At 72.9% G+C, this 26370-nt stretch carries 22 protein-coding genes; 9 read left to right on the forward strand and 13 right to left on the reverse strand.

What is annotated here, in order from left to right; all coding sequences use genetic code 11:
- Positions 1 to 21: 21 nt before the first annotated feature.
- A complete protein-coding gene (locus tag BUE44_RS05855; protein WP_073494394.1) occupies positions 22 to 1251 on the reverse strand; it encodes a YVTN family beta-propeller repeat protein in 1230 nt (409 codons plus the stop codon).
- Positions 1251 to 1988 (reverse strand): polysaccharide deacetylase family protein, encoded by a 738-nt coding sequence (locus BUE44_RS05860; protein WP_073494396.1) that lies wholly within the window; start codon positions 1986 to 1988, stop codon positions 1251 to 1253. The genes BUE44_RS05855 and BUE44_RS05860 overlap by 1 nt, the downstream gene beginning before the upstream one ends.
- A 456-nt stretch (positions 1989 to 2444) precedes the next feature.
- Between BUE44_RS05860 and BUE44_RS05865 the strand changes: the two genes are divergently transcribed.
- Positions 2445 to 3197 carry a CDP-alcohol phosphatidyltransferase family protein gene (locus tag BUE44_RS05865; RefSeq protein WP_079189504.1) on the forward strand — a complete coding sequence of 251 codons (753 nt, stop codon included), beginning with the start codon at positions 2445 to 2447 and terminating at the stop codon, positions 3195 to 3197.
- 495 nt (positions 3198 to 3692) lie between these two features.
- Here BUE44_RS05865 and BUE44_RS05870 read toward each other — a convergent pair whose 3' ends face one another.
- Entirely contained in the window at positions 3693 to 4160 is a 468-nt protein-coding gene (locus BUE44_RS05870) for an adenylyltransferase/cytidyltransferase family protein (protein ID WP_073494398.1), read from the reverse strand.
- A gap of 236 nt (positions 4161 to 4396) precedes the next feature.
- On the opposite strand from BUE44_RS05870, the gene BUE44_RS05875 reads away from it, so the two are divergent.
- The 3 genes from BUE44_RS05875 to BUE44_RS05885 all read left to right on the forward strand — a co-directional run bounded on the left by BUE44_RS05875 (position 4397) and on the right by BUE44_RS05885 (position 8747).
- Entirely contained in the window at positions 4397 to 5686 is a 1290-nt protein-coding gene (locus tag BUE44_RS05875) for a glycosyltransferase (protein WP_079189523.1), read from the forward strand.
- The gene (locus tag BUE44_RS05880) at positions 5683 to 7359 is read left to right on the forward strand and encodes a lipopolysaccharide biosynthesis protein (RefSeq protein WP_073494400.1); all 1677 of its coding nucleotides are present in this window, start codon (positions 5683 to 5685) and stop codon (positions 7357 to 7359) included. Before BUE44_RS05875 ends, BUE44_RS05880 begins: the two co-directional genes overlap by 4 nt.
- Positions 7360 to 7478: 119 nt before the next feature.
- Positions 7479 to 8747, forward strand: coding sequence for an MATE family efflux transporter (locus BUE44_RS05885; RefSeq protein WP_073494617.1), 1269 nt, complete (start codon positions 7479 to 7481; stop codon positions 8745 to 8747).
- On the opposite strand, the gene BUE44_RS05890 is transcribed toward BUE44_RS05885, so the two are convergent.
- A complete protein-coding gene (locus BUE44_RS05890) occupies positions 8716 to 10197 on the reverse strand; it encodes a hypothetical protein (protein WP_235001916.1) in 1482 nt (493 codons plus the stop codon). The two genes, BUE44_RS05885 and BUE44_RS05890, sit on opposite strands and share 32 nt — an antisense overlap.
- Before the next feature lie 148 nt (positions 10198 to 10345).
- On the opposite strand from BUE44_RS05890, the gene BUE44_RS05895 reads away from it, so the two are divergent.
- Positions 10346 to 11512, forward strand: a complete 1167-nt coding sequence (locus BUE44_RS05895) for a glycosyltransferase (protein ID WP_073494405.1) — start codon at positions 10346 to 10348, stop codon at positions 11510 to 11512.
- Here the strand turns inward: BUE44_RS05895 and BUE44_RS05900 are convergent.
- The 4 genes from BUE44_RS05900 to gmd all read right to left on the reverse strand — a co-directional run bounded on the left by BUE44_RS05900 (position 11478) and on the right by gmd (position 16424).
- Positions 11478 to 12308, reverse strand: a complete 831-nt coding sequence (locus BUE44_RS05900; protein ID WP_073494619.1) for a glycosyltransferase family 2 protein — start codon at positions 12306 to 12308, stop codon at positions 11478 to 11480. The genes BUE44_RS05895 and BUE44_RS05900 overlap by 35 nt on opposite strands.
- Positions 12309 to 12316: 8 nt before the next feature.
- The gene (locus tag BUE44_RS05905) at positions 12317 to 13057 is read right to left on the reverse strand and encodes a hypothetical protein (RefSeq protein WP_073494408.1); all 741 of its coding nucleotides are present in this window, start codon (positions 13055 to 13057) and stop codon (positions 12317 to 12319) included.
- On the reverse strand, positions 13054 to 15273 hold the full coding sequence (locus tag BUE44_RS05910; RefSeq protein ID WP_073494410.1) for a LamG-like jellyroll fold domain-containing protein: 2220 nt from the start codon (positions 15271 to 15273) through the stop codon (positions 13054 to 13056). The genes BUE44_RS05905 and BUE44_RS05910 overlap by 4 nt, the downstream gene beginning before the upstream one ends.
- A gap of 137 nt (positions 15274 to 15410) precedes the next feature.
- Positions 15411 to 16424 (reverse strand): GDP-mannose 4,6-dehydratase, encoded by a 1014-nt coding sequence (gene gmd / locus BUE44_RS05915; protein WP_073494412.1) that lies wholly within the window; start codon positions 16422 to 16424, stop codon positions 15411 to 15413.
- A 79-nt stretch (positions 16425 to 16503) separates the two neighbouring features.
- Between gmd and BUE44_RS05920 the strand changes: the two genes are divergently transcribed.
- Positions 16504 to 17544, forward strand: a complete 1041-nt coding sequence (locus tag BUE44_RS05920) for a GDP-L-fucose synthase family protein (RefSeq protein WP_407640001.1) — start codon at positions 16504 to 16506, stop codon at positions 17542 to 17544.
- Here the strand turns inward: BUE44_RS05920 and BUE44_RS05925 are convergent.
- Positions 17541 to 18926 (reverse strand): sugar transferase, encoded by a 1386-nt coding sequence (locus tag BUE44_RS05925; RefSeq protein WP_407640005.1) that lies wholly within the window; start codon positions 18924 to 18926, stop codon positions 17541 to 17543. The two genes, BUE44_RS05920 and BUE44_RS05925, sit on opposite strands and share 4 nt — an antisense overlap.
- 461 nt (positions 18927 to 19387) lie before the next feature.
- On the opposite strand from BUE44_RS05925, the gene BUE44_RS05930 reads away from it, so the two are divergent.
- A complete protein-coding gene (locus BUE44_RS05930; RefSeq protein ID WP_235001917.1) occupies positions 19388 to 20392 on the forward strand; it encodes a small ribosomal subunit Rsm22 family protein in 1005 nt (334 codons plus the stop codon).
- A gap of 25 nt (positions 20393 to 20417) precedes the next feature.
- On the opposite strand, the gene corA is transcribed toward BUE44_RS05930, so the two are convergent.
- The 3 genes from corA to BUE44_RS05945 all read right to left on the reverse strand — a co-directional run bounded on the left by corA (position 20418) and on the right by BUE44_RS05945 (position 23582).
- A complete protein-coding gene (gene corA, locus BUE44_RS05935; RefSeq protein WP_073494417.1) occupies positions 20418 to 21527 on the reverse strand; it encodes a magnesium/cobalt transporter CorA in 1110 nt (369 codons plus the stop codon).
- Positions 21524 to 23065: a phytoene desaturase family protein gene (locus BUE44_RS05940; protein ID WP_073494419.1), complete on the reverse strand. Its 1542-nt coding sequence runs from the start codon at positions 23063 to 23065 to the stop codon at positions 21524 to 21526. The genes corA and BUE44_RS05940 overlap by 4 nt, the downstream gene beginning before the upstream one ends.
- Before the next feature lie 304 nt (positions 23066 to 23369).
- Positions 23370 to 23582, reverse strand: coding sequence for a hypothetical protein (locus BUE44_RS05945; protein WP_073494421.1), 213 nt, complete (start codon positions 23580 to 23582; stop codon positions 23370 to 23372).
- A gap of 64 nt (positions 23583 to 23646) precedes the next feature.
- On the opposite strand from BUE44_RS05945, the gene map reads away from it, so the two are divergent.
- Together map and BUE44_RS05955 are read left to right on the forward strand one after the other, a co-directional pair.
- Positions 23647 to 24504 (forward strand): type I methionyl aminopeptidase, encoded by an 858-nt coding sequence (map, locus tag BUE44_RS05950; protein ID WP_073494423.1) that lies wholly within the window; start codon positions 23647 to 23649, stop codon positions 24502 to 24504.
- Positions 24505 to 24570: 66 nt separating this feature from the next.
- Positions 24571 to 25536, forward strand: a complete 966-nt coding sequence (locus BUE44_RS05955; RefSeq protein WP_073494425.1) for a hypothetical protein — start codon at positions 24571 to 24573, stop codon at positions 25534 to 25536.
- 44 nt (positions 25537 to 25580) lie between these two features.
- On the opposite strand, the gene BUE44_RS05960 is transcribed toward BUE44_RS05955, so the two are convergent.
- Positions 25581 to 26297, reverse strand: a complete 717-nt coding sequence (locus tag BUE44_RS05960; protein ID WP_073494427.1) for a bifunctional DNA primase/polymerase — start codon at positions 26295 to 26297, stop codon at positions 25581 to 25583.
- Positions 26298 to 26370: the final 73 nt, after the last annotated feature.

Genomic DNA, 26370 nt, shown 5'->3' on the forward strand with positions numbered 1-26370 from the left:
GCCTCGGCCTCGGCCGCGGCCTCAGCGGAAGATGCCCGTGTGGCCCAGGGAGTAGCGGCCCGGCTGGGGGTAGACCGCGAGGCCGTGCGGGCCGGCGCCGACCGGGATCTTGGCCAGGGTGCGGCCGGTGGCCGTGTCGATGGCGTAGACCTCGGCGTCGTAGCGGCCGGTGAGCCACAGGACCTTGCCGTCGGCCGAGACGCCGCCCATGTCGGGGCTGCCGCCGCCGTCGATGTGCCACTTGGCGGCGAGCCTGCCGGTGGCGAAGTCCAGCAGGGAGATGGAGCCCTCGCCGCGGTTGGTGACGTAGAGGTACTTCGAGTCGCGTGAGACGTACAGGCCGTGGGCGCCCTTGCCGGTGGGCAGCAGCACCGGTTTGGAGAAGGTGTCGCCGTTCATCGTCCAGACACCGTTGGCGGCCATGTCGGCGACGTACCAGGTGCTGCCGTCCGGTGAGATCTTGACGTCCTGCGGCATCGCGCCGTCGAGCGGCAGCCGCTGCTGGCCGATGACCTTCATCGCGGCGGTGTCGACCTTCAGCAGTTCGCCGGAGAATTCGCAGGAGACGATGAAGTAGCGGCCGTCCGGCGAGAAGTCGGCGTGGTTGACGCCGTAGCAGTCGACCGGCACGACCTTCCTGACCGCCATGGTGTGCGCGTCGCGGAAGACCAGCTGGCGGTCGAGCGAGGCCATCACGATCGCGTACTTGCCGTCCGGGGTGAAGTAGAGGTTGTACGGGTCGTGCACGTCGACGGGCTTGCCCACGTGGCCGTTGGCCGGGTCGATCGGGGTGAGGCTGTTGCCGACATCGTTGTTGACCCACAGCGTCCGCAGGTCCCAGGACGGCACGACGTGCTGCGGCTGGCGCCCCACCGGGATGGTCCTGACCACCTTGTACGTCTTCGGGTCGATGACCGAGACGGTGTCGGACCCGGTGTTGGGCACGTAGACCAGGGAGGGGAAGCCGCGTACGACCGGGGACAGGGCGCCGGGGCGGTCGGCCGCGTAGACGTCGTGCTGGTCGATCAGCGGCGGCATCCCGGCCAGCCCCGGGTGCGCGACGGCGGCGAGGTGCTGCTCCCTGGCCGCGGCCGCGGCGGCGGCCGCCTGCGCGGCGATCGCCCGCTGGGCGGGGGAGGGGGCCAGCGACCGGTTGCCGCTGTCGCCGCACCCGGCGGCCAGGACGGCGACGGCGACGGCGACGGCGGTGACGGCCGCGCGGCGGCGCAGGGGAGTCAGGTGGCGGCGCATCAGGTCAGCAGCTCCGAGGTCGTGACCGCGCGCAGCCCGCGGCGGTGCAGGTCGTCGAGGATCCCGGGCAGCGCGGCGACGGTGCCGGCGTGCCCGAAGTGCAGCGAGACCACCGAGCCGGGCCCGGCCTGGGCGGCCACGGCGGAACGGACCGCCTCCGCGCCGGGGTCGGTGTAGTCCAGCGGGTCCACGTCGTACGACAGCACGTGCGGATAGCCCGCCTTCTTCGCGAGTGAGACCACCAGCGGTGTCGTCAGCCGCGCCTGCGACGGCCGGAACCACCGCCCGGGCGTGCCGGTCAGCTGCCGCAGCCGGCGGGCGCAGTTCTCGATCTCGGCGGTGGCGGCATCGGCGTCCATGGCGCCGATGTCGCCGTGCGTCTGCGTGTGGTTCCCCAGTTCGTGGCCGCCGGCCAGCACGCGGGCGGCCAGCTTCGGATACGCGTCGAGCCAGTCGCCCACGGCCAGTACGGTGACCCGCGCGCCGGACCGCTCGGCCGCCGCCAGCAACGTCTCCGCCTCGTCCGGATTGCCCTGCCCGTGAAAGGTGAGCGCCACTTGCGGCCGGGTGCGCGGGCCGTGCTCGATCTGATCGGGCAGACCGGCGGCTGCCGCCGGGGTTGCCGTCGACGGCAGCACGGGACCCGGCCCCGAGCGGGCGGCCGTGCCGGCGGTGCAGCCGGACAGCAGGGCCCCGGAGGCGGTCACCTGGAGGAGGTTGCGACGTGAGATCGACATCGGCGCCACTTTAAGACGTAATGTCTGATTTATCGCACTGGGGTGGGCGGGGGTCCCACGAATGCCGTATCGGCAGGGGCGGTGCCCCTGCCATCATGAGCCCTCGCCCCGGGTGGGCGCCCTCTGCCGCGGAGGGCAGCCCACGGGGGCGCGGGGCTGCATCCGATGTGCGGCTGGCGCCGCGTGGGCGCGACCAGCCGTCGACCGGCTGCGGGTCGTCACCGTGCGAGGGGGGCTGTTGCTGTCGTGTCCGGATCACCGGGTGGTGGTGGGTTGCGCGCGCAGTTCCCCGCGCCCCTGGGGGGCACCCTCCGGGGCAGGGCGCGCGCCGCAGGGGCTGTTGCTGTCGTCCGGACCAGCAGGCGGTGGGTGGTTGCGCGCGGGGTCATCGGCCCGTGAGGGGTCGTTGCTGTCGGGTCCGGATCGCCGGACGAGGAGAGATGAGTGGGGGGCCACATGACATCGGCACCAACTGACCAGGCCATACCGGCGCCCGCGGCGCCCCGGCTGGGGTACGGGGAGGCGCTGCGGCGGCTCGCGGGGGCGCAGAAGGGCGCCAAAGGCGTATCGCTGTACTCGCGGTACGTGAACCGGCCCGTCGGGCGGCTGCTTGCCGCGGGGGCGTACCGCGCCCGGATGACGCCCAACCAGGTGACACTGGTCAGCGGGGCCTTCAGCGGTGCGGGGATCGCCGCGCTCGCGGTGGCGGCGCCGTCGTGGGGGCTGGCCGTGGCGGTGTGGGGGGCGCTCGCGGTTGGGTTCGCGTTCGACTCGGCCGACGGGCAGCTCGCCCGGCTGCTCGGGACGGGCGGCCCCGCGGGGGAGTGGCTGGACCATGTCGTGGACTGCGCGAAGATCACCGCTCTGCACGCGGCCGTGCTGATCACCTTCTACCGGCACTTCGCCCTGCCGGGCGACGGCTGGCTGCTGCTCCCGCTGGGCTTCCAGCTGGCCGCCGTGATGATCTTCTTCGGCGGTCTGCTCGCTGACAAGCTCAAGCCGAAGTCCAAGGCCGGGGACGCCGCCCCGTCACGCCTGCGCGCCGTCGCCCTGCTCCCGGTCGACTACGGGGTCTTCTGCGCCGTCTTCCTGCTGCTCGGCAGCCAGGATGCCTTCCGCTACGCCTACCTGGCGTTCTTCGCCGTGCACGCCGTCTTCCTCGCGGCCTTCCTCACCAAGTGGTTCAGGGAGATCCGGCTCGCCTCCTGACCGCCGGCCGTGCCGGCGCGCGCGGTCCTCCACCCCAGCACGCGTGCCCCCTCCGGCTCCAGGGCCGGGTCGGGAGCCGCCGCGCTCGCGACGGTCTGCGGCGGGAGTACGGGCGCCGGGGTGCCGGTCGGGGGCGGCATTCCCGGCCGGCCCGGGCGGTTTCGCGGCCTTGGCCTCGGCGGCCGCCTCGGGGCGGCCGCACGGGCAGGGCGTCGGCGTCCTGTCCCGCGAGCCGTGGGCGCGGGTCATCGCCCCGGGCCGGCTCCGCCGGACCTGTCGCACGCTGTCGCCCACGGGCCGGGCACCTGCCGACAACTCATCAGCCACGAACGGCATGTCCGGGCCAAATTTCGCCGAGCGCGGCCGTCAGGGCCAGCCCGCGGAGCGCCGGAACGGGCAGCCGCCGGGGGACCCGCCGCCGTACGCGGTCCCGGCTCGCGGACCCGTCGCGGCAGGCGACAGGAGCCGCACCAGCCGAAGACGCCCCGGCCCAGCTCAGTTCGGCAGCGCCTCCGACGGCATGACCGGCTGGGCCAGCACGTCCAGGGCCCGGCGCAACTGGGTGCTCGACGTGTGGACGGTGTAGGGGAAGTAGACGATCTCCACGCCCACCGCCGCGAAGTCCCGCTCCAGGCGCAGGCCCTTCTCCGTGCCGCGCCAGTCGTCGCCCTTGAAGAGCACGTCGAACCTGACCTGCCGCCAGGTCTCCACCTTGTCCGGCACCGTCTCCACGAAGGCGGCGTCCACGAAGCGGATGCTGCGGACGATCTCCAGGCGCTCGATCAGCGGCACCACCGGGCTGCGGCCCTTGGCGAGCTGGGCCATCTCGTCCGAGACGACCCCCGCCACCAGGTAGTCGCACTGGCTGCGGGCGTGCCGCAGGATGTTGAGGTGCCCGACGTGGAAGAGGTCGTAGACCCCCGGTGCGTAACCGACCCGGTGCGTACCGACCCGTTGTGCCATGACACGACCCCCCAGCCGTACGTGCAGCCGTACAACGCTCCCCGGCGTTGCGGAGTCTCAGACGATAGCCGGACCGCCGGGCGGAAAAGCGGCGATTCGCCAAAGTCCGACGGTTGGCAAGACCCGGCGTGATGCCCCGGTGAACGGCTAGTGTGGGCAGTTGTTCGTCTGTGGGTTGTTCGTCTGGGGGGAAGGAACACTCCGTGGCCGGTTCCGCCGCGCGCCGCCGCCTGCTGCTGGTCTCCACCAACTACGCGCCCGAGCATGCCGGGATAGGGCCCTACGCCACCCAGATCGCCGAGCACTGGGCGGCGGGCGGCGCCGAGGTGCACGTACTCGCCGGGATGCCGCACTACCCGGCGTGGCGGGTCGACCCGGCCTACGCGGGAGTGTGGCGTACGCAGGAGGAGCGCGCGGGGGTACGGGTGCACCGGCGGCGGCATACGGTCCCGCCACGGCAGACCGCCCTGCGCCGGGCGCTGTTCGAGGCGTCGGTGCTCGGGCACGGCCTCTACGCCCCGCCCGCGATGGACAGGCCCGACGCGGTGGTCGCCCAACTGCCGAGCCTCGCGGGCGGCATCATCGGCGCCCGGCTGGCCCGCCACCACCGGGTGCCGTACATCCCCGTGGTGCAGGATCTGATGGGCGCGGCCGCCAGGCAGAGCGGGATACGCGGCGGGGACCGGGTCGCGGCCGTGGCCGGGGCGGCGGAGGCCTACGCCCTGCGCAGGGCGACCCTGGTCGGCGTGATCCACGAGACCTTCGTGGCGAAGGTCGCCGCCCTCGGCGTGCCCGAGGAGCGCATACGGCTGGTGCCCAACTGGTCGCACGTGCGGAGCCCTTCGCGCCCCCGGGAGGAGACGCGCGCCCGGCTCGGCTGGCGGCCGGGGCGGACGGTGCTGCTGCACTCGGGCAACATGGGCCTCAAGCAGGGCCTCGAAGTCCTCGTCGAGGCGGCCAGGCTGGACCCCGAACTGCAGGTCGTACTCATGGGCGACGGCAACCAGCGGCAGAAGCTGCAGGGGTCGGCCGGCGACCTGCCCAACCTCCACTTCGCACCGCCCGCCGACGAGGCGGACTTCCCCGACGTGCTGGCCGCAGCCGACGTGCTCGCGGTCACCCAGCGGGCTTCGGTGCTGGACATGAGCATCCCTTCCAAGCTCACCTCCTACTTCGCCGCCGGGCGGCCGGTGCTCGCCTCCGTCGCGGCGGCGGGCGGCACCGCGCAGGAGGTCGAGAGGTCGGGCGCCGGCGTCGTCATCGCCCCGGAGGATCCGCGCGCGCTGCTGGACGCGGTGCGCGCGCTGGCCGATGATCCTGGCAGGGCGGACGCGCTGGGGGCCCGCGGACCGCTGTACGTGCGCGACCACCTGAGCCGCGAGGCGGGCCTCGCGCGGATCGACGCGCTGCTCACCGAGGCGCTCGGGGAGATGGCCGGGGTGCGGCCGGGAGCGCCGCGGGAAGCGATGGCCGCCGCCGCGGCGGTGCCCGGCGCGGTGGACGACGAGGGGGCAGAGGCCAAGTGATCGACGTGACACGTGCGGAGCAGCAGCCGCAGGACGAACCCGACCTGCTGCGCGACCAGTTCCGCCAGCTGATCCGCTACCGGTCGCTGCTGGTGGTCGGGTTGCTGATCGGCCTGCTCGGCGGCGCCTACCTCGCCTTCAGCGGGGCCGACACCTATACGGCGACCAGCGAGCTGCGGGTCAGGGCCGCCATCGAGGATCCCTTCGTGGCCGGGGCGACCGCCGACAAGAACATCGACATCGGCACCGAGCGGCAGAGCGCGCTCAGCAGCACGGTCGCCGACGCGGCCGCCAAGGCGACGGGGGCGCCGGTCACGGCGATGTCGAAGTGCCTCCAGGTGACCAACCCGCCCAACACGCTCGTGCTGCGTTTCACCTGCACGGCGGCCAGCGCCCAGCACGCGGCGGACTGGGTGAACGCCTTCACCAAGGCCTACCTGGACGACCGCCAGGCGCAGACCAAGGCCACCGTCGCCCGCATGGTGACCAGTTACCAGGCCCAGCTCGACCCGATGGTCACCCAGCGCAACGACCTGCTCGACCAGATCGCCCACGCCAAGAGCAGCCAGGTCGTCGGGACCCTGGTCTCCTCGCAGACGAATCTGCTCAGCCGGATCACCGAACTCAACGCCAACATCAGCGGGTTGCGCGCACTGGACACCACGCCGGGGCTGGTCATCAAGCCGGGCGTCCCGCCCGCCGCGCCCTCAGGGCCCGGGCTGCCGATGATGCTCGGTCTCGGCGTCGTCGTCGGCGTCGCGCTCGGCCTGCTCCTCGCCTGGGTGCGGCTGGTCTTCGACCCGACCGTACGCAGCGACGGCGAGGTCACCCGCACCCTGGGCGCCCCCGTGCTCGGCACCCTGCCCCGGCTGCGCGGCCGTGCCCTCGCGGGCACCGCCGGCGGCGGCCTGCTCGCGGGCGGCCGCGGCGACGGGCGGCTCGCCGAGGAGTACCGGGCGGTCGCCTTCCGCCTCACCCGCGACAAGCGCTTCTCCGAGCGGCGCCGGCTGCTGGTCGTCGCCCCGCGCGGCACCGGCGAGACACCCGCCGCCGTGGCCGTCAACCTGGCGGCGTCCTTCGCCGAGATGGGCATGGAGGTACTGCTCGTCGAGGCCGACCTGCGCACCCCCGCGCTGTCCGCCCGGCTGCGCACCGCGGACGGTGCCAGGCCCGGCTGGGCCCGGACTCCCGGGCTCGGCGAGGGCGGTTGGCCCGCGGGGCTGCAAATGCCCATCGACGCCGGGGAGTCCGGGTCCTTCGACCTGGTGCCTGGCCGCCGGGTGCGCAATGTCGCCCGCGCCCTGACCTCCGCCTCGGCCGGGCGGCTGTTCGCCGAGGCGGACGAGCCCGGCTCCGTCGTGGTCGTCCTCGCACCGCCCGTCCTCGCCTACGCCGACGCCGTCGCGCTGGCCGACCGCGTCGACGGCGTCGTCGTGGTGTGCGACCCGCGGGCCGTGCACCGCGCCGACCTGGAACGCGTACGCGAACTGATCGACGCCGCCGGCGCCGCCGTCCTCGGCGTCGTCCTGCACTCCTCCGAGGACGGCAACGGCCGCCGCTTCGGCTTCGCCCGTTGGTCCCGCCCGGCGGCCCCGGCCGCCCCCGCCGCCCGCCCCGACGGCGACCTGCCCCAGGAAGCCACCACAGCGCCAGAACGCCACCCGGTCCCTTGACGGGCCCCGCCCCGCGGCACGCAGCCGCGGCCGGGGCCGCCCCCCATGACCCGCTGGACGCCGGCCCGGACGGCGCCGCGGCCGCCGCCGGCGGCGACCCCGAGGAGGGCGCCGCGGGGATCGGCCCCAAGGCCGCCATCGTCAGCTCGGTGGCCGACCAGGGGGTGGCCGCGCTCACCAACATCATCGTGCTGGTGGTCGCCGCCCGGCTGTCGAGCGCCGCCGGCTTCTCGGTGTTCTCGATGGTCTACATGATCTTCACCGTGCTGCTCGGCGTCGGCGTGTCGTACGTCGGCCAGGCGCTGGTGCTGGAGCGCGGCACCGAGCGCGTACGGGCCGCCTGCCGGTCCGCGGCCACCTTCACCGCGGTCGCCTCCACCGCGATCGGCCTGGCGATGGCCGTCGGGCTCGGTCTCGCCGACGGCGCGACCGCGCACGGTCTGGCCGTGCTCGGCCTGGTCCTGCCGATCGTGCTCACCCAGGACGGCCTGCGGTACTGCTTCTCCGCGCTGCGGCTGCCGCACTACGCCCTGGTCGGCGACACCGTGCGGCTGCTTGTCGCGGTGCCCGCCCTCGCCGTGCAGCCGCACGGGGCCGGGCCGCAGCGGCTGGTCGCCGTATGGGGGCTGTCCGCGCTGCCCGCGCTGCTGGTGGCCGCCGCGCTGCTGTGGCCGCGGATCAAGGGCGCGCCGCTGGACCTGCGGAAGTTCCTCCGCCGCGGGCACCTCGGGCAGCGCTTCGTGGTCGAGTTCGGCGTCGGCAACGCCACCAGCCAGCTCGCCGTCGTCGGCCTCGGCCTCTTCGCCGCGCCCCTCGCCGTCGGCGCCCTGCGCGGCGCCACCACCCTCTTCGGCCCGATGAACGTCCTGTTCAACTCGGCCACCGCCTTCGGCCCGCCCCTGCTCAACCGGGTACGCGACGCCGACGCCAAGGTCCGCGCCACCGCCGTGCTGGCCGTCGCGCTCGCCTGGGTCGCCGTGGTCTGGACGATCGTGCTGATGCTGCTGCCCGACAGCGCCGGCCGCCAGCTCCTCGGCGACACCTGGGCGGCGTCCGCCGGCCTGCTGGCCGCGTCGGGCAGCCAGTACGCCGGCATCGCGCTGGGCACCAGCGCCCTGCTCACCCTGCGGGTGCTGCAACCCAAGGCGACGCTGCCGATCCAGGTGGTCTTCTCCCTCGCCTCCGTCGCCTTCATGCTCGGCGGCTACCGCCTCGATGGCGTCTACGGCGCCGCCTGGGGCCTGTGCCTGGGCTCGGCCCTCAAGGCCGCCGCCCTGTGGCTGCGGATCGCCGCGCACCGGCGGCGCCAGGCACCCGCCGTCGGGCAGCAGGCCCAGGGCGGCACCGGCGAGACCGTCACCGCAGGATCTTCCGCCGGTCCTCGCTGAAGGTGGTGACCAGCGCCAGGCACACGGCCGCGATGCCGATACGCCCCGACGCCTGCAGCAGCGGGCCGCGCAGCAGGATAAAGGAATACCCGCACACCAGCGGGATCACCACCGCCATCACGGTGCCCGGCCGCCCGTCCTCCAACGTCCGCTGCGCATAGCGCCGGTCGCCCCGCGCACACAGGTAGCCCAGCGCGAGGAAGCCGCCGGTCATCCCCACCGGGCCGAAGTCCAGCCACAGTTCGGCCCACAGCGGCGACGACAGGTTGGTGTTGGTCATGCCCATCCACTGGCCGACCTGCACCCCGGAGTCCAGCGGCTTGCCGTGCCACACCGAACGCGGCACGAAGAAGAAGACGTCGGCGGCGAGTTGCCGACCGTGCGAGTGCCCCTTGCCCGAGTGCACGAAGGTCAGGGTGTTCGCGAACATCCCCACCTGGTCGTAGTCCTTGAGGGTCAGCGGTTCGAGGACCGACGTGGTCTGCACCGGGTGGTAGCCGCCGGAGTCGTAGCGGAAGCGGTCGAGGAACGGGAACAGCAGCAGTGCGGCCACCACGCCGGTGACCAGTGCCGCGCGGTACATCACGGGGCTGCGCGGGAAGGCGGTGAAGAGCAGCGAGAAGACGACGGTCAGGAACCAGTAACGCGGGTTCGAGATCGGGTTGTTGACGATCAGGTTGATCACGACCAGGCCGCCGAGCGCGGCGATCGCCAGCGGGGTGCGCCGGGCCACCCGGGAGGTGATCATCCAGCGCACCAGGAACAGCAGCGCCAGCAGGGCCGGTACGGTCCCGAAACCGCGGATGAGGGCCGAGCCGACATGGCTGTCGCCGCTGCCGCCCGCCAGGCCGCTGGACTGCACGGACTCGCTGATCGCCTGGCGGCTGGTGAAGAAGACGGCGGGGCCGCCGAGTTTGGCGATCGAGACCGCGCTGCCGAGGTAGGCCACCGCGATCAGCAGCCACAGCCTGCGGCGGGAGACCTGCGCGGGCGGCCGTGCCCGGAGCACCCGCGCCGCCGGGCGGTGGCGGGCCAGCAGCGCGCCGACGTCGAAGGCGACGCACCCCAGGATGACCAGGGTGATCGCGGTGGTCGTGTCGGACCGCGGCCCGACCACCGGTGTCGGGACCTGGCCGATCACCTCCTGCGCCAGCGGGGCGACGCCCATGGCGACGTAGACGAACAGCCAGAAGGCGCCCTGGATCAGGCGGCGGCGCCTGGTCAGCACCATGGCGGCGAGCCGGCCGCCGGCGTAGACGGTGAGGGTGAGCTGCAGCCAGTACGCCGTGTCGCGGACGCCGGTTCCCGGCTGCGCCGTCACGTAACCGGGGAGGAAGCCGACGAGGGCCAGCGCCAGCGGTACGGACAGGGCGCGGGACAGTGCCGCGCGGGGCACCGAGGCGGCCGCTCTCGCGGGCGTCACTGTGCGCGGGCTCGCGCTGAGCGTCACGCCTCCACCACCCCCTCCCCGGGGGAAGTCTATTGCGGTTGCCCCGCCTTGGCGGGCGCGCTGACAAAAGGGCGGAAGGTGCGCGGGGCGGACCGTACCCGGATAGGGTGGAGAAGAGGGGGCTGGGGGGTTCCCGGGGGAGGAAACCGTGCGGGTATTGCATGTCGTCACGTTGCACACGCCGACGAACGACTTCGGCGGCCCGACGCGGGTCGCCCTGAATCTCTGCAAGGGCCTGCGCCGCAAAGGCGCGGACGCGCGGATCGCCACCCTGGGGGACAAGTTCACCGGGCCGCTGCCCACCGAGGTGGAGGGCGTGCCCTCCTTCGTCCATCAGGCGCGGCACGTGCTGCCGGCGTTCGAGGTCAGCGGGATCACCTCGCCGGCGCTGCTGCGCCAGGCCCGCCGCATGGTGAAGAGCGCGGACGTCGTCCATGTGCACCTGATGCGGGACCTGATCACCCTGCCCTTCGCCCTGATCGCGCTGGAAGCGAACGTGCCGCTGGTGGTGCAGACGCACGGGATGATCGACCCGACGGAGAAGCTGTTCGCGAAGGCCGTCGACGTGCTCGGCATGAAGCGGGTGCTGCGCCGGGCGGACGCGATCCTGCACCTGACCCGGATGGAGCGGGACGGGGTGCAGGCGGTGGTGCCGGGGACACCGCTGCGGACCTTCCACCGGTTGGTGAACGGCGTGACCCCGCAGGACGCGCGCCCGCCGCGGGGCGACCGGCCGCCGACCGTCCTTTACCTGGCCCGGGTGCAGAAGCGCAAGCGGCCCGAGGACTTCGTCAACGCGATGCCGACCGTCCTCGCGCACTATCCGGACGCCCGGTTCGTGCTGGCCGGGCCGGACACCGGCGATCTGACCGGGCCCATGCGCAAGCTGGCGGCGGACCTGGGGGTGTCGGGGTCGCTGGAGTGCGTGGGCGCGCTCGGGCACGACGAGGTGCTCGAACGGCTGCGGGCGGCGGACGTGTACGTCCTGCCGTCGGTGGTCGAGCCGTTCGCCGTGTCGATCCTGGAGGCGATGTCGGTGGGGCTGCCGGTGGTGGTGGCCCGCACCGGCGGCCTGTCGCCGGATGTCGAGGCGGCGGGTGCGGGCCGGGTCACCGACAGCGTGCCCGACGCGGACAACGGGCCGCTGGTCGGCCGGGCGGTGCTGGAGCTGCTCGACCCGGCCGCCAACGAGCAGGCGTCACTGGCCGCCCGGCAGCTGGTCAACGACCGCTTCTCGATCGACGCGGTCGTCGACACCCTGCTGGACGTCTACGCCGGGGTCATGGCCCCGGGCGGCGCTGTTCACGGGTCTTGAGCCCGATCTGCCAGCGGTAGAAACTCATCGCGAGGGCGTAGTCCAGGCCTGCCCTGCCGTCCAGGAAGCCGCGCTTGTAGACGTACGCATAGCCGAAGGACACCAGCGGCTTGAAGGGCACCTTGTGGAAGATCCGGCCCTGCCGGGTCTTGACCTTCCTGATCTGCTCCTTGACCTGCGGGTTGAGTTCGAGCCAGGCCTCCCAGTCGGAGTAGCGGTTGTGCCGGTCGAACCAGGTGTTCACCGGGTCGAGGTCCTCGTGCTCGATGGGGGAGCGCAGCCGGGCGGCCGACGCGGCCACCGGCTGGTAGTGGCCCTCCTGTTCGCCCATGCCGGGCGCGTCGAGGTCGCCCACCTCGGGGAAGCGGCAGCGGGTGCGGTCCATCAGGGCGCGCTTGACGATGGTGTAGCCGTGCCGCAGCCGCCGGCCGGCGAACCAGTAGCCCAGCGGGATGTCGAAGGCGGCCACCGACGGCGCCCCGCCGGCGAACACCGACCGCAGCTCGCCGAGCAGTTCGGGGCTCGGCGTCTCGTCGCCGTCGAGGAAGAGCAGCCACGGGATCTCCGGGTGGACGTGGTCCAGGCACCATTGCTTCTTCTTCGGGTAGCGGCCGTCCCAGGTGTACTCGACGGTCTCCGCGCCCAGTTCGGCGGCGATCTTGCAGGTGTCGTCGGTGCTGTGCGAGTCGACCACGACGACGGCCTGCACGTGGCCGATGACGGAGGACACCGTACGGGCGATGTTCTCGGCCTCGTTCTTGGTCGGTATCGCCACGACGAGCGGCAGTCTGTCCATCGGGTCCATCAGGCCCCTCCGTCGGCCAGCCAGGCGTAGCACCCGCTGGAGGTGATGCCGCGCGCGGCGGCCGGTACGGTCAGCCGGGCCGTGCGGCCCGACGCCAGGGTGGCGCCGTTCGCGCCGGTGACCCGCCAGGAGCAGGTCGACGACGGGTGCGGTACCCGGTAGCTACCGCGGGCGACCGACGTGCCGGGCACGGCCTTGGCGGCGACCGTGAACGTACCGTCGCCGAAGCCGTGCCGTGCCGCGTCGACGACGGGCTGCTGGCCGGGGCACAGCGCGCTGACGGCCGCCGCGGCGCCCGCCATGCTGATGTCGCCGGTGACGATCGCGGTGGCCGCAGCGTCCTTGTCGACCTTCGCGGTACGGGTCAGCCGGTCGCAGATCTCCTGGCCGCCCTCCAGCACCGCCGCCGGGTCGGTGCCCTGCGGGACCCGGCCGGACAGGTACGTCTTCTGCTGCTTGGTGAAGCTGCCGCCGCCGGGCGGGGTGAGCTTCGCGTCCGGCACCTTCGGGGCGTCGGCCGCCGAACCGGCCGCCTCGGTGGCGGCGGTGCCGGCCGGCGAGGCGGTGGAGGTCGTGGGGGCCCCGACGGGGGCCGACACGGCGGCGGTCGGGCTGTGCCCGGCCTTGCCGCCCCCGGCCGCGGTGTCGCCGCCCCCCGAGCCGCAGCCGCTCAGCAGCAGCGCTGCCGCCGCCGTCACGAGGACGGCGGCGACAGCGGCCGGGCGGCGGGTGACCGTCACCCGGCGGTCCCGAGGGCGTAGTGGCCGGCGATCTGCGCCGGGGTGAGCACCGTCGGGTAGACGGCCGTCTCGTCGGTCGAGCCCGCGAAGTACGAGCTCGTCGGCTGGGACGGCCAGCCGCCCAGGTTGTCGTAGCCGATGCGCCAGTAGCCGGCGTAGTTCTGGCTGGTGGTGACCGTCGGATCGGCCGCCTGGAGCACGCCGTCCACGTACAGCTTCATCCCGTCGGCTCCCTGGGTCGCGACGGCCAGGTGCCAGGCGCCGTCGTTGTACGCGCCCGGGCTGGTGACGATCCGGGTCGCGCCGGTGTAGACGCCGAAGATCAGCCTCCCGCTGTCGGTCATGTAGATGTGCTTGTCGTAGTTGCCGCTGGGGTGGGTGGAGTTGTTGCCGAAGCCCATCAGCTTGCCGCCCGAGGTGGTCGTCGTCCTGAACCATGTCTCGATGCTGTACTGCGCGGGCGTCGGGTGCAGCCGGTCGCTGTAGGTCCACTGCGTCGAACCGTTGAAGGTGTACGCCTTGGAGCCCGGCACCGCGCCCGGCGTCACGCCGTGCACCGGGCCGCCGACGCTGATCCCGCTGTCGTCGCCGGAGGAGGAGTCGGCGTTGTACGACCCGGAGGCCGCGTCGTCGCGCCAGTAGAGGGTCGCCCCGTCGGCGAGCACCCGGGTCGGGTACGCCTCCGCCGTCGCCGGCACGGTGGCCGACGCGTTGGGCGACTGCGCGCTGGTGTTGGTGCCGTCACTGGCCGAGACCCGGTAGGTGTACTTGACACCCGGCGTGACGTTGGTGTCGGTGTAGGTGAGCTGCGGGCGGATCCACGGCAGGGAGCTGCCGGTGACGGTGTAGACCGGGGTGGTGCCGCCGTTGCGGTAGACCCGGTAGGTCAGCACGCCGTCGTCGTTGTCCGTGCTGGACTGCCAGCTGACCTTCACCGAACCCGGGTCGATGCTGGTCACCGACGTCTGCGGCAGCGACGGCGCCCCGGTGTCCGGGCCGCTGGCGAAGCGCGTCAGGCCCTGCTGCGCCACCCCGTTGACGGTGGTGAACTCGCCGCCCACCCACAGGTAGTCGGTGCCGCCGGAGGAGGCGAGCGCCATCACCCGCGGGCCGATCTTCTCGCCGATGCCGTCGTTGGTGTCGGGGAACCACGCCAGCAGGTGCGGGTCGTCCACCGACTCGCCCAGCAGGTGCTTGCGCACCGAGTCGGGGTATTCGCCCATGCTGGAGCAGTCGTGGGCGTGGCTGCCGCTGTAGAGCACCGTCTGGTAGACCGCCACCGTCTGCGTGGCGCCCAGGCAGGTGTCCCGCCAGACCTGGCCGAAGTCGCTGAGGCTGAACCGGATGCGGCCGTCGAAGACGCCGCCGCCGGTGCCCTCGTTGGCGGTGTAGAAGCTGTTGCTCGCCGGGTCCACGACGATGTCCTTGGTCACCGAGGTCGCGTCGATGAAGCCGGTCGGATACGCCTTGACCAGCGCGCCGGTCGCGGAGTCGACCACCGCGAGGGAGTGCGAGTTGACCCCGTCGACGGTGTTGAAGTCGCCGCCGAGGATGGCGTCCTGGCCGTCCGGGGTGAGCGCGAGCGCCCGGCCCGCATCGTCGGCTGTCGGCGCCCACGGCAGCAGGGCGCCCGCGGTGCTGACCGCCGCGTAGCGGCTCCTGGCCTGGCTGTTGACGGAGGCGAAGTCACCGCCGAAGAAGACCGTGTCCGAGGTCGCCTGGATGGCCCGCACGGTGCTCGACACCCCGGGGTGGAAGGTGCTGTCGACGGTGCAGGTGTGCAGGTCGATCGCGGCGAGGCTGCTCACCCCGACCCCGTTGACCTGGCCGAAGAAGCCGCCCGCGTAGAGGGTGTGGCCGTCGGGCGAGACGGCCAGCGCGCGGACCGTCGCGTTGTTGGAGCCGACGGTGAAGTTCAGCTGGCAGCCGGCCGGCTGGCCGGTGGCCGCGTCGAAGGCGGCGAAGTTCGCCACCGCCGTCTCGTTGGTCCCGGCCGCGGATCCGGCCGGGCGTATCGCGGAGAAGGTCCCCGCGGTGTAGACGATGCCGCCTGCCTGGGCCACGGCCCAGACGACACCGTTGGTCTGATACGTGCTGAGATTGTCGGCGGTCAGTCCGACAGGTGGTTGGAGCGCGGTCGCCGATGGTGACGACAGCGCTCCCAGCGTTGCGGCCGCCAGTATGGCGGCAGCCGCGAACACCGGCCATTTACGCATGAGTTGCCCCCCAGGCCCCTGATGTGCAACGGCCTTGGACGGCCGTTGTGGTGCACGGCAGAGTAGGACGTTCCGCTTGCCGCAGTCTGCCCTTTTGCCGAAACTGGTGAAGTACGGTGAAGTTGTCCGACATGGGGTCATCTGTCGATGCGCACCGTCACGCCCGCCAGTTGGTCCGCGACCTGCCGGATGTCCGCCTCGACCATGATGCGGGCCAGGTCGGCGACCCGTACCTTGGGTTCCCAGTCGAGCAGGTCGCGGGCCTTGGTCGCGTCGCCGATCAGCGCGTCGACCTCGCTGGGGCGCTCGTACTTGGGGTCGTAGCGGACGTACTGGGTCCAGTCCAGCTCCGCGTGCCCGAAGGCGACCTCGACGAACTGCCGCACGGTGGCGGCCTCGCCGGTCGCCACCACGTAGTCCTCCGGTTCGTCGCGCTGCAGCATCCGCCACATCGCGTCCACGTACTCCGGTGCGTAGCCCCAGTCGCGGACCGCGTCGAGGTTGCCCAGATACAGCCGGTCCTGCAGGCCCGCCTTGATCCTGGCCACCGCCCGGGTGATCTTCCTGGTCACGAAGGTCTCACCGCGGCGCGGTGACTCGTGGTTGAAGAGGATCCCGTTGACGGCGTACATCCCGTAGGCCTCACGGTAGTTGACCGTCGACCAGTAGCCGAACACCTTCGCGCAGCCGTACGGGCTGCGCGGGTGGAAGGGGGTGCGCTCGTTCTGCGGCGGCGGGGCCGAGCCGAACATCTCCGAGGACGAGGCCTGGTAGATCCGCGCCTCGGTGCCGCTGGCGCGTACCGCCTCCAGCAGCCGCAGGGCGGACAGGCCGGTCACGTCACCGGTGTAGAGCGGCGCGTCGAAGGACACCCGGACGTGGGACTGGGCGCCGAGGTTGTATATCTCGTCGGGCCGCAGGTCGCGCAGCAGGTTGACCAGCGCCACACCGTCGGTGAGGTCGGCGTGGTGCAGGACGAACGACCGGTTCTGCTCCTGCGGGTCCTGGTAGATGTGGTCGATGCGCTCGGTGTTGAAGCTCGAGGAGCGCCGGACGATGCCGTGCACGGTGTATCCCTTGTCCAGCAGCAGTTCGGCGAGATAAGAGCCGTCCTGCCCGGTCACGCCGGTGATGAGCGCGGTCTTGCCCACACGTTCCCCCAAAGTGGTCTCGGTTCAGGTCCGCACGAATGCGGAATTAATGTCCGAACGCGCGATGTGTGCTGACACAATGCCGTTCATGACGGAACTACTTCCGGAAGGCGCCCGGGTCTTCGTCGCGGGCCACCGCGGCCTCGTCGGTTCCGCGGTGGTCCGCCGCCTCACCGCCGAGGGCCATCCCGTACTGGTTCGCACCCGTGCGGACCTGGATCTGCGCGACACGGCGGCCACCGCCGCGTGGCTGCACCAGACCCGCCCGGACGCGGTGGTGCTGGCCGCCGCCAAGGTCGGGGGGATCATGGCCAACTCGACCCACCCGGTGCAGTTTCTCGAGGACAACCTGCGGATCCAGCTGAGCGTCATCGCGGGCGCCCACGCGGCCGGGGTACAGCGGCTGCTGTTCCTCGGGTCGTCGTGCATCTACCCGAAGTTCGCCCCGCAGCCGATCCGCGAGGACGCGCTGCTGACCGGCCCGCTGGAGCCGACCAACGAGGCGTACGCGCTGGCGAAGATCGCCGGCATCGTCCAGGTCCAGTCCTACCGCAGGCAGTACGGCGCCGCGTACATCTCGGCGATGCCGACCAACCTCTACGGGCCGGGCGACAACTTCGACCTGGCCACCTCGCACGTGCTGCCCGCGCTGATCCGCCGCTTCGACGAGGCCGCGCGGGACGGCGCCCCCGAGGTCACACTGTGGGGCAGCGGCACCCCGCGGCGCGAGTTCCTGCACGTGGACGACCTCGCGGCGGCCTGCACCCTGCTGCTGCGCGGTTACGACGCCGACGAGCCGGTCAACGTCGGCTGCGGCGAGGACCTGACGATCCGCGAACTCGCCGAGACCGTCGCGGACGTGGTGGGCTACCGCGGCCGGATCGGCTGGGACACCGCCAAGCCGGACGGCACCCCGCGCAAACTGCTCGACGTCTCCCGGCTGTTCGCGCTCGGCTGGCGCCCGCGGATCGCGCTGCGGGACGGTGTCGCGGCCGTGCACGAGCAGTGGCGGGCGCAGGCCGAGGGCGTGGAAAGGGCAGCGGTCGCCGGCGCCGGAGGAGCGGCGGCGGCCGCCGGGTCTGAGCCGGACACGGGCGCGGAGCCCGCGGCGGCCCACTAGTAGGCCCCGCGGCCGTCGACCACGGCCCGTACCGTACGGGTCATGACCTCCAGGTCGCCGGCCAGCGACCAGTTGTCCACGTAGCGCAGGTCCAGCGCCAGCGTCTCGTCCCAGGACAGGTCGGAGCGCCCGCTGACCTGCCACAGACCGGTGATGCCCGGCTTGACCGCGAGCCGGCGCAGCGCCACCTCGTCGTAGCGGTCGACCTCCTCCGGCAGCGGCGGCCGCGGCCCGACCAGCGACATCTCCCCGCGCAGCACGTTGACCAGCTGCGGCAGTTCGTCCAGCGAGCAGCGCCGCAGCAGCCGGCCGATCGCGGTGACCCGCGGGTCGCGGCGCATCTTGAACATCAGCCCGTCGTGCTCGTTGGCGCCGGTCTGCTCCAACTCCGGCTTGCGGGACTCGGCGTCGGCGACCATCGTGCGGAACTTCCACATCGTGAACCGCGTGCGGTGCCGCCCGCAGCGCACCTGCCGGTGGAAGGCGGGCCCCGGCGAGGTCAGCCTTATGGCCAGCGCCACCACGCAGAAGACCGGTGCCAGCAGCAGCAGCCCGAGAGCCGCGCCCGTGCGGTCGAGCGCCGACTTCAGCCCGACCTGCACCCCGTGCCTGACCGGCGGCGCTATGTGCAGCACCAGCAGGCCGGCGGGCGCGTCCAGACCGACCCGGTTGACCTGCACGTCGATCAGTCCCGGCAGCAGCGCCACCGGCAGCCCCGCGTCGTGCAGGCACCACGACAGGCGCCGCAGCCGCTCCGCCGACAGCCGCGGCCCCGGCGCCACCAGCACCAGCTCGGCGTCGTGCTCGCGGGCCGCCCGCAGCACCGCCGTCGCGTCGTCCTGCGGCCCGGCCGGGTCGAGCACGGCGAGCCGCTCGGTCACCGGCGCCCCGCACTCCAGTTTCGCGCTGCCCACCGGGACCACCCCGACGACCACGTAGCCGTGCTCGGTCCTGCTCGCCAGATGCCCCACCACGTGGTCGGCGGCGGCCGGTTCACCGATCACCAGCGCCCTGCGCACCGCGTGCGCCTCGCGCCGGGCGGCGATCAGGTGGTGGTACGTCGCCCGCCGGCACAGCGCCGTCAGCAGCGGCGCCCAGGCGAGCCCGGCCAGCGCGATCGACGGCTCGGTGATCTCACCGAACGCGGTGCGCACCACGGCGAGCACCCCGAGCAGCACCAGCCAGTCGCCGAGCACCTGCAGGCCGCCGCGGCTCTCGCCGAGCGCGGCGGGCGCGTAGCGCCGCCGCACCGCCCGCACCGCGGGCCACGCCAGCGCGGCCGCCAGCGCGCACAGCAGCACATGCGGCTGGCCTCCCGCGTGCAGCACCACGCCGGCGGGCGCACCGGCGCCCACCGCGTCCACGGCCGCCGCGACCGGCAGGTACCAGCCGGCCTTGTGGCCGTAGCCGCGCTGCCCGCTGTGCGCTGCGGCCGCGCCGGTCCGCGCGTCGCCGCCGCGCGCACGCCGTCCGGCGTACGGCAGCGACGCGCCCGCCGCGACAGCGGGCGCGGTCGGCTGACCCTGTGCTCCGAACGCGAGCGGATTTCCGTTCCGCCCGGTTCTCCGCTCACTTGCCACGGTTACCGCTGGTCTGATCGGCTGTGCCTCGACATGCCGCATGGACCCCCCAGTCACCTCGCGACCGACGGCTTCCTTCCACTTCCCCAAGTGGCGACTCGCCGCGATAAGAGCGAACGCTAGGCCAACAGGCGGCTCTTCCGCTGTGGTTTGCGCATAATCGAGCCGATGTTATGACCGAGTTAACACGGCTATGGAGCGTCATTGGACACCCATTGTAAGGGAAACGTTACAGGAGTGAACGGCCCTTACAGTTGGGGCTTGTGCCTACCGTGCCCCTCCCCGACGACCTCCGCGCGGCCCTCGCCGACCAGCTGCGGTCCACCGCTCCCAGCAGTGCGTCCGCACAGGTCGAACGGCTCATCGAGAGCTACCGCGGTACGACCCCCACCGCCGCGCCGATCCTGCGCGACGCGGCGGACGTCGCCGCCTATGCCGCCTACCGCATGCCGGCCACCTATGCCGCTGTCAGAACGGCGCTCGACGCATTCCGCTTGCAGTCCGGTGACTGGGCCCCGCAAACGCACCTCGATCTCGGCGGCGGCACCGGGGCGGCGACCTGGGCGGTGGCCGACGCCTGGCAGGACGCCGCCCACCGCAGCACCGTCCTCGACTGGTCCCAGCCCGCGCTGACCCTCGGCGCCGCCCTCGCCGAGACCGCGCACACCGCGGCGGTACGCGATGCCGAATGGACCAGGCAGCCGCTCGGCGGCACGGCCCGGCTGCCGCGGGCCGACCTCGTCACCGTCTCCTACGTCCTCGGCGAACTCACCTCCACCGACCGGGAGTCCCTGCTCGCCGCCGCCACCGAGGCCGCGGCCGGCGCCGTCGTCGTGGTCGAACCCGGTACCCCCGAGGGCTACAGGCGCGTCCTCGACGCACGCGACCGCCTCATCGGCGCCGGGCTGCACGTCCTCGCGCCCTGCCCCCACGACGGGCCGTGCCCCGTCACCGGCGACGACTGGTGCCACTTCGCGGCCCGCGTGCAGCGCACCGCCCTGCACCGGCAGGTCAAGGGGGCGTCGCTGCCGTACGAGGACGAGAAGTTCAGCTACGTCGCCGCCGCGCGCTTCCCGGCCGACCCCGCCCCGGCGCGGGTCGTCCGCCACCCGCAGATCCGCAAGGGGCTCGTCCTGCTCGACCTGTGCGAGCGCCCTCCCGGCCTGGAGCGTACGACGGTGAGCAAGCGCCACGGCGCCGCCTACCGCGCGGCGCGCGACACCGAGTGGGGGGACACCTGGCCCCCGGACGACCCGCCCGCCGCGTGAGGCGGCGCCTCGCCGGGGCCTCCCGTCACAGCCAGCCGATGCGGCGGAAGGCGCGGTAGACGACGGCGGACAGGGCGGCCGTCACCCCCAGCATCAGGGGGTAGCCGAAGCTCCAGCCGAGTTCGGGCATGTGGCGGAAGTTCATGCCGTAGAAACCGGCGATCATCGTCGGGATCGCCAGGATGGCGGCGCCGGCGCTGATCCGCCGCATGTCCACGTTCTGCTGTACCGCGAGTTGGCTGAGATTGGCCGCCAGCAGGCCGTCCACCAGCTCGCCGTACGCGGTCAGCCGCTCCTTCACGTGCGAGAGGTGGTCGGCCACGTCACGGAAGTAGCGGCGCATCTCGGTGCCGATCAGGCCGTCCGCGCCCTCGGTCAGGCGCTCCAGCGGGCGGGCCATCGGGTAGACGGCGTGCTTGAACTCGATCAGCTCCCGCTTGAGCTGGTAGATGCGCTCGGCGTCGTCGCCGTGGGCGGCGGAGAAGACGTCGGACTCCAGGGTGTCCACGTCGAGCTCGACGGCGTCGGCGACGTCCATGAAGTCGTCGGTGACCTGGTCGGCGATGGCGTGCAGGACGGCCGCCGGGCCGTGCCTGAGCATGTCGGGCCTGGCTTCCAGGGCGGCGCGCACCCGGGCGAGGCCGGGCGCGCTGCCGTGCCGGACCACGACCACGAAGTCAGGGCCCAGGAAGATCATCAGCTCGCCGGTGTCGACGACCTCGCTGGTCGCGGTGAGCTTCTCGTGCTCCACGAAGACGATCGTCTTGAGCACCAGGAAGAGCGTGTCGCCATAGCGTTCGAGCTTCGGCCGCTGGTGCGCCTGGACCGCGTCCTCGACCGCCAGCGGGTGCAGCCCGAAGACCTCGGCGATCTCCGCCAGGTGCTCGGCCTCCGGCTGGTGCAGGCCTATCCAGGCGAAGCCGCCGCGCTTGCGCGCCTCGTCCAGCGCCTGCTGCGGCGGCAGCGACGCCGCCCGGCAGCCGTCCTCGTAGACCGCGCAGTCCACGACCACGTCGGCGGTGCGGCGGCGCTGCCCGGGTACGCCCTCGGCGCCGTCCAAAGTGTGCCAGCGGCCGCCGCGCCGCCACTGCCGGATCGCCCGCTCGGCGCTCGCCGTGGTCCTGTGCTGCTTCATCGTGCCTTCTCCAGTACCGCCATCGCCGCATTGTGGCCGGGCACACCGCTCACCCCGCCGCCGCGCACCGCTCCCGCGCCGCACACGTAGACGTTCGCATACGAGGTGCCCACCCCCCACCTGCCGGTGGCGTCCGTCACGTCGTCGGCCGCGTAGGGCCACGACAGGTCCCGGTGGAAGATGTGCCCGCCCGGCAGCCCCACCTCACGCTCCAGGTCGAGTGGCGACTTCGCCTCGACGCAGGGCCTGCCATCGGCGTCCAGGGCCAGGCAGCTCTCCAGCGGCTCGGCGAGGACGGCGTCGAGTTGCGCGAGGGTCGCCCGCAGCACCTCCTCCTTGGCCCCCGCCGGGTCGGCCGCGAAGAGCCGGGCGGGCACGTGCAGGCCGAACAGCGTCAGCGTGTGCACGCCCTGGCCCGCCAGCTCGGGGGACAGGATCGACGGGTCGGTCAGGCTGTGGCAGTAGATCTCCGACGGCGGCGCGTCCGGCACGTCGCCCGCGGCGGCCTGCTCGTACGCGGTCTGCAGCCCGGCGTAGCCCTCCGCGATGTGGAAGGTCCCGGCGAAGGCCTCCCGCGGGTCGACGGAGGTGTCCCGCAGCCGCGGCAGGCGGCGCAGCAGCATGTTGACCTTGAGCTGGGCGCCCTCGGGGCCGGGCTCCGGCGGCAGCTCGCCGAGCAGGCCCGCGAGCGCGTACGGGGAGGCGTTGACCAGGACGTCGCGGGCCGCGACGGTGCGGCCGTCGGCGAAGGTCAGCTCCGCGCGTACGCCGTCGGTCGCGATCGCGGTCACCTCGGTCGACGTGGCGATCTCCGCGCCTGCCGCGCGTGCGGCGTCCGCGAGGGCGTCGGTGAGCGCGCCCATGCCGCCCACCGGCACGTCCCAGTCGCCGGTGCCGCCGCCGATCACGTGGTAAAGGAAGCAGCGGTTCTGCCGCAGCGACGGGTCGTGGGCGTGCGTGAAGGTGCCGATCAGGGCGTCGGTCAGCACGATGCCGCGGACGGTGTCGTCGGCGAATTCCGCCTCCACGGTCTCCCCGAGGGGTCGCTCGAAGAGCGCGGCCCAGGCGTCCGGGTCGCCGACCCGGCGCTCCAGCTCGGCCCTGGAGGGCAGCGGCCCGGTGAGCGTGGGGAAGACCGCCTCGGCCACCTGGCGGGTCATCGCGTAGAAGCGCTCCCAGGCCGCGTACTCCCGGTCCGAGCCGGTCAGCCGCGCGAAGCCCTCCCGGGTCCTGGCCGGGTCCTGTGCGTCGACCAGGAGCCCGCTGCCGCCGTGCGGCGTGTACGAGGAGATCCTTCTGCGGCGCACGGCGAAACGCAGGCCGAGGTCGTCGACGATCTTCCTCGGCAGGAGGCTGACCAGATACGAATACCGGGACAGGCGGGCGTCCAGCCCGCTGAAGGCCCGCGTCGAGACCGCGGCCCCTCCGACCGCGCCGAGCCGCTCGGCCACCAGGACCGTGCGCCCGGCCCGCGCCAGATAGGCCGCGGCGACCAGCCCGTTGTGCCCTCCGCCCACCACCACCACGTCATACGCCATCCCCGCACCCTAGGCCGTCAGGCCCGGTCCCTCACCCCCCAGCCGCACTGACCGAGTGGCCGCGCCCACGGTGCTCCTCCGCACCCCTGGGTGGCAGCCCCGTTCTGTCGCGTTCACAGTGCCGCTGCACCGTGGCTTGCCGCGCCGTTCCCCGCGCCCCTGAAAAACGCTCACCCTCAGCACAGCGTGCAGCCCCCGGGGGGCGCGTGGGGGCACCCCCAGGCGAAGCTCTGGGGGAGAACTGCGCGACCGGCCACGACGGCGCAGAACGCAGCGGGCCACCGCAAGCGGCTGAGCCGGGTGGTCAGGAGCGGTCGTTCCACCGGGGATCGGTGTCCCACTCAAGATTCCGCTCCGCGGCCGTCTCCATCGCGTGCTCGGCCGCCGCCTTCGTCGGGTAGGGGCCGAAGCGGTTCTTGGACGGGCAGTCGGGGCCCTCCTCGGCCCGCTTGTGCTCGATGCAGTAGAACCACTCGCCCGGCTTGCCTGCCGGCTTCTTCACTCGGAAGACTGCCATGTCCTTCTCCTGTCCGTTGCCGGGTGACGCAGTCCCATTTTCGCGCGCCGATACACTCGTCGGCATGTCTGGTCAGTCGCTGCTCGTCCCCGGCAAGCTGTCGCCCCCGCGGCAGGTGCCCGCCTCGATTCCGCGCCCCGAATACGTGGGGAAGCCGGGGCCCACGCCCTATACGGGGCCGGAGGTCCAGGACGAGGAGACCGTGGAGCGGATGCGGGTCGCGTCGCGGATCGCGGCGCGGGCCATGGAGGAGGCGGCGAAGGCCGTCGCACCCGGGGTGACCACCGACGAGCTGGACCGGATCGCGCACGAGTACATGATCGGGCACGGCGCCTACCCCTCCGATCTGGGCTACCGGGGCTTCCCGAAGTCGCTGTGCACCTCGCTCAACGAGGTCATCTGCCACGGCATCCCCGACTCGACGGTGCTGCGCGACGGCGACATCGTCAACCTCGACGTGACCGCGTACATCCACGGGGTGCACGGCGACTGCAACGCTACCTACCTCGTCGGCGACGTCGACGAGGAGTCGCGGCTGCTGGTGGAGCGCACCCGCGAGTCGCTGACGCGGGCGATCAAGGCGGTGCGGCCCGGGCGGCAGATCAACGTGATCGGGCGGGTCATCGAGTCGTACGCCAAACGCTTCGGCTACGGCGTGGTGCGGGACTTCACCGGGCACGGCATCAACACGTCCTTCCACTCCGGGCTGATCATCCCGCACTACGACGACCCGCGGGCGACCACCGTGATGCGGCCCGGCATGACCTTCACCATCGAGCCGATGCTGACGCTGGGCACGCACGAGTACGACGTGTGGGACGACGGCTGGACCGTGGTCACCAAGGACCGCAAGCGGACGGCCCAGTTCGAGCACACGCTGGTCGTCACGGCGGACGGTGCGGAGATCCTGACCCTGCCGTGAGCGGCGGCCCGCGGCGGATAAGGTGGCGGCGACTGTGCGGATGAGTTGCTGAGGAGCCGACGCGCCATGAACCGCCGCAGGGTGTGCCTCGGGGCCGCCGCCGTCGCGCTGGCGCTGCAGTCGGCCGGGTGCATGACGGTGCACGGCGAGCGGGCGGACATCCCCTCAGTGGGCAAGGCCGAAGCCGTGCGGGTGCTGGCGAATTTCGCCGCGGTCGACAACCGGGTCGGCAGGACCTACGACGCCGAGGGCGTCACCGCGGTCGAGTCGGGCGCGCTCGGGACGACCGACGAGGCGGGCCTGCGCGCGAAACACGCCAACCACCCGCAGGGCAACCCGGGTTACCGGCCGCTGGTCTTCTCCGACTCGCGCTTCGCCATACCCCGGCAGGTCGGCTGGCCGAAGTATTTCGTCGCCGACACCGCCACCAACCGCGGTGCCGCGACCCGTTGGCTGCTGGTCTTCCGGCGGTCCGCCGCCGGGCAGCCGTGGAAGGCGTCGTACGTCGCGTCGATCGCCACCGTGGACGTGCCCGCATTCGCCCGGGACAAGGACGGTTACGCGGTCGCGCTGGACCTGGCCGGTACGGACCTGCTGGTGCAGCCGGGCCAGGTGAGCGCGGACTACGCTACGTACCTCGGCAGCGGCGGCAGCGACGTCTTCGCGGACGGCCCCGACACCTCGCAGTTGCGCGCGGACCGCAACGCCCGCGCCAGGGACCCCAATTCGGTCACCCGGTACGCCGACCAGCCCGCCGCGGGCGGTGACTTCACGCCGGTCGCGCTGCGTACGTCCGACGGCGGGGCGCTGGTCTTCTTCGCCTCGCGCCACCAGTCGCGGGTCACCTTCAGGTTCGGCTACCGCCTGGCGATCGACGTCGACACCGAGGCCCTGATGACCGGCACCCCGCACACCTCGGTCACGCTGTCGCGGCTGGCGGACGAGGCGGTCACCGTCCCGCCGGCCGCCGGCAGCGGCGAGGTCGTCTTCCTCAGCCGGGTCGTCGGCCTGGTCACCGCGAAGGGCGAGTAGCGCCCGCCGGCAGCGGTCAGCGCCGCCAGGTGGCCGGTCAGCGGTCAGCGCAGCCAGGTGGCCGGTTCGCGCTCCGGCTCGTAGGAGAACTGGGCGCAGGCGTCGGACAGGACGTCCAGCACCGGCAGCGGGTCGGGCAGCGGCAGGTCGAGGTCGTGCTGCGGCAGCCATTCGACGGTATGGCCGGACGGCAGCCGGGACGGCGGCAGCAGCACGTAGCTGCCGCGGGAGTGCCAGCGGATGCCGGGGTGCTCCTCGGCGGTCTCCGGGTGGCTGTCCAGCTCGCAGGGCCACCACTCGTCCTCGTCGGCGGGATTGCCGCGGGTCTCGGTGAAGAACAGCAGCCGGTCGGCGCGGGCGGCGACCGGGCCCAGGGTGGCGCCGTCGGCGATCAGCCGTTCGATGGCGAGCCTGCCGGCCTCCGCCGGGACGTCGAGGACGTCGTGCGCGATGCCGGTGGCGGTGACGAAGTTGGCCAGCGGGTCGGTGCGCAGCCAGTGGTCGATCTTGTCCATGTCGGTGCTCGCCTGGGTCTGCCAGGCCAGTGAGACCGGGTGGACGGCCGGGATCGGACAGCCGATGCGCTCGCAGGAACAGCCGAAGTTGGCGGGGTGCGCGGCGGGCGCGACCGGGAATCCGGCGGTGGCGGCTGCTCTGACCAGGGGGTCTCGGCGCAGGTCCGGCTCCGCTGCCCGGGGGGCGCCGGAAGCGCCTTCCGTCCGGCGGCGCACCCACTCGGACAACCTGCTCTTGCCTGCCATCTAGCTCCTTCCCTCGCCCCCGTCCCGCAGTGCACACGGTACGCGGCTGATGGAGGACATCCTCCCTCTTGCC

The organism is Actinacidiphila paucisporea, from assembly GCF_900142575.1.
Taxonomy (GTDB): domain Bacteria; phylum Actinomycetota; class Actinomycetes; order Streptomycetales; family Streptomycetaceae; genus Actinacidiphila; species Actinacidiphila paucisporea.

Bases quoted from the DNA above. Each gene is read 5' to 3' on its own strand.
- BUE44_RS05940 (WP_073494419.1), bottom strand. From the start codon at position 23,065: ATGGCGTATGACGTGGTGGTGGTGGGCGGAGGGCACAACGGGCTGGTC.
- BUE44_RS05955 (WP_073494425.1), top strand. From the start codon at position 24,571: ATGAACCGCCGCAGGGTGTGCCTCGGGGCCGCCGCCGTCGCGCTGGCG.
- corA (WP_073494417.1), bottom strand. From the start codon at position 21,527: ATGAAGCAGCACAGGACCACGGCGAGCGCCGAGCGGGCGATCCGGCAG.
- map (WP_073494423.1), top strand. From the start codon at position 23,647: ATGTCTGGTCAGTCGCTGCTCGTCCCCGGCAAGCTGTCGCCCCCGCGG.
- BUE44_RS05910 (WP_073494410.1), bottom strand. From the start codon at position 15,273: ATGCGTAAATGGCCGGTGTTCGCGGCTGCCGCCATACTGGCGGCCGCA.
- BUE44_RS05960 (WP_073494427.1), bottom strand. From the start codon at position 26,297: ATGGCAGGCAAGAGCAGGTTGTCCGAGTGGGTGCGCCGCCGGACGGAA.
- BUE44_RS05865 (WP_079189504.1), top strand. From the start codon at position 2,445: ATGACATCGGCACCAACTGACCAGGCCATACCGGCGCCCGCGGCGCCC.
- BUE44_RS05945 (WP_073494421.1), bottom strand. From the start codon at position 23,582: ATGGCAGTCTTCCGAGTGAAGAAGCCGGCAGGCAAGCCGGGCGAGTGG.
- BUE44_RS05860 (WP_073494396.1), bottom strand. From the start codon at position 1,988: ATGTCGATCTCACGTCGCAACCTCCTCCAGGTGACCGCCTCCGGGGCC.
- BUE44_RS05920 (WP_407640001.1), top strand. From the start codon at position 16,504: ATGCCGTTCATGACGGAACTACTTCCGGAAGGCGCCCGGGTCTTCGTC.
- BUE44_RS05855 (WP_073494394.1), bottom strand. From the start codon at position 1,251: ATGCGCCGCCACCTGACTCCCCTGCGCCGCCGCGCGGCCGTCACCGCC.
- BUE44_RS05870 (WP_073494398.1), bottom strand. From the start codon at position 4,160: ATGGCACAACGGGTCGGTACGCACCGGGTCGGTTACGCACCGGGGGTC.
- BUE44_RS05900 (WP_073494619.1), bottom strand. From the start codon at position 12,308: ATGGACAGACTGCCGCTCGTCGTGGCGATACCGACCAAGAACGAGGCC.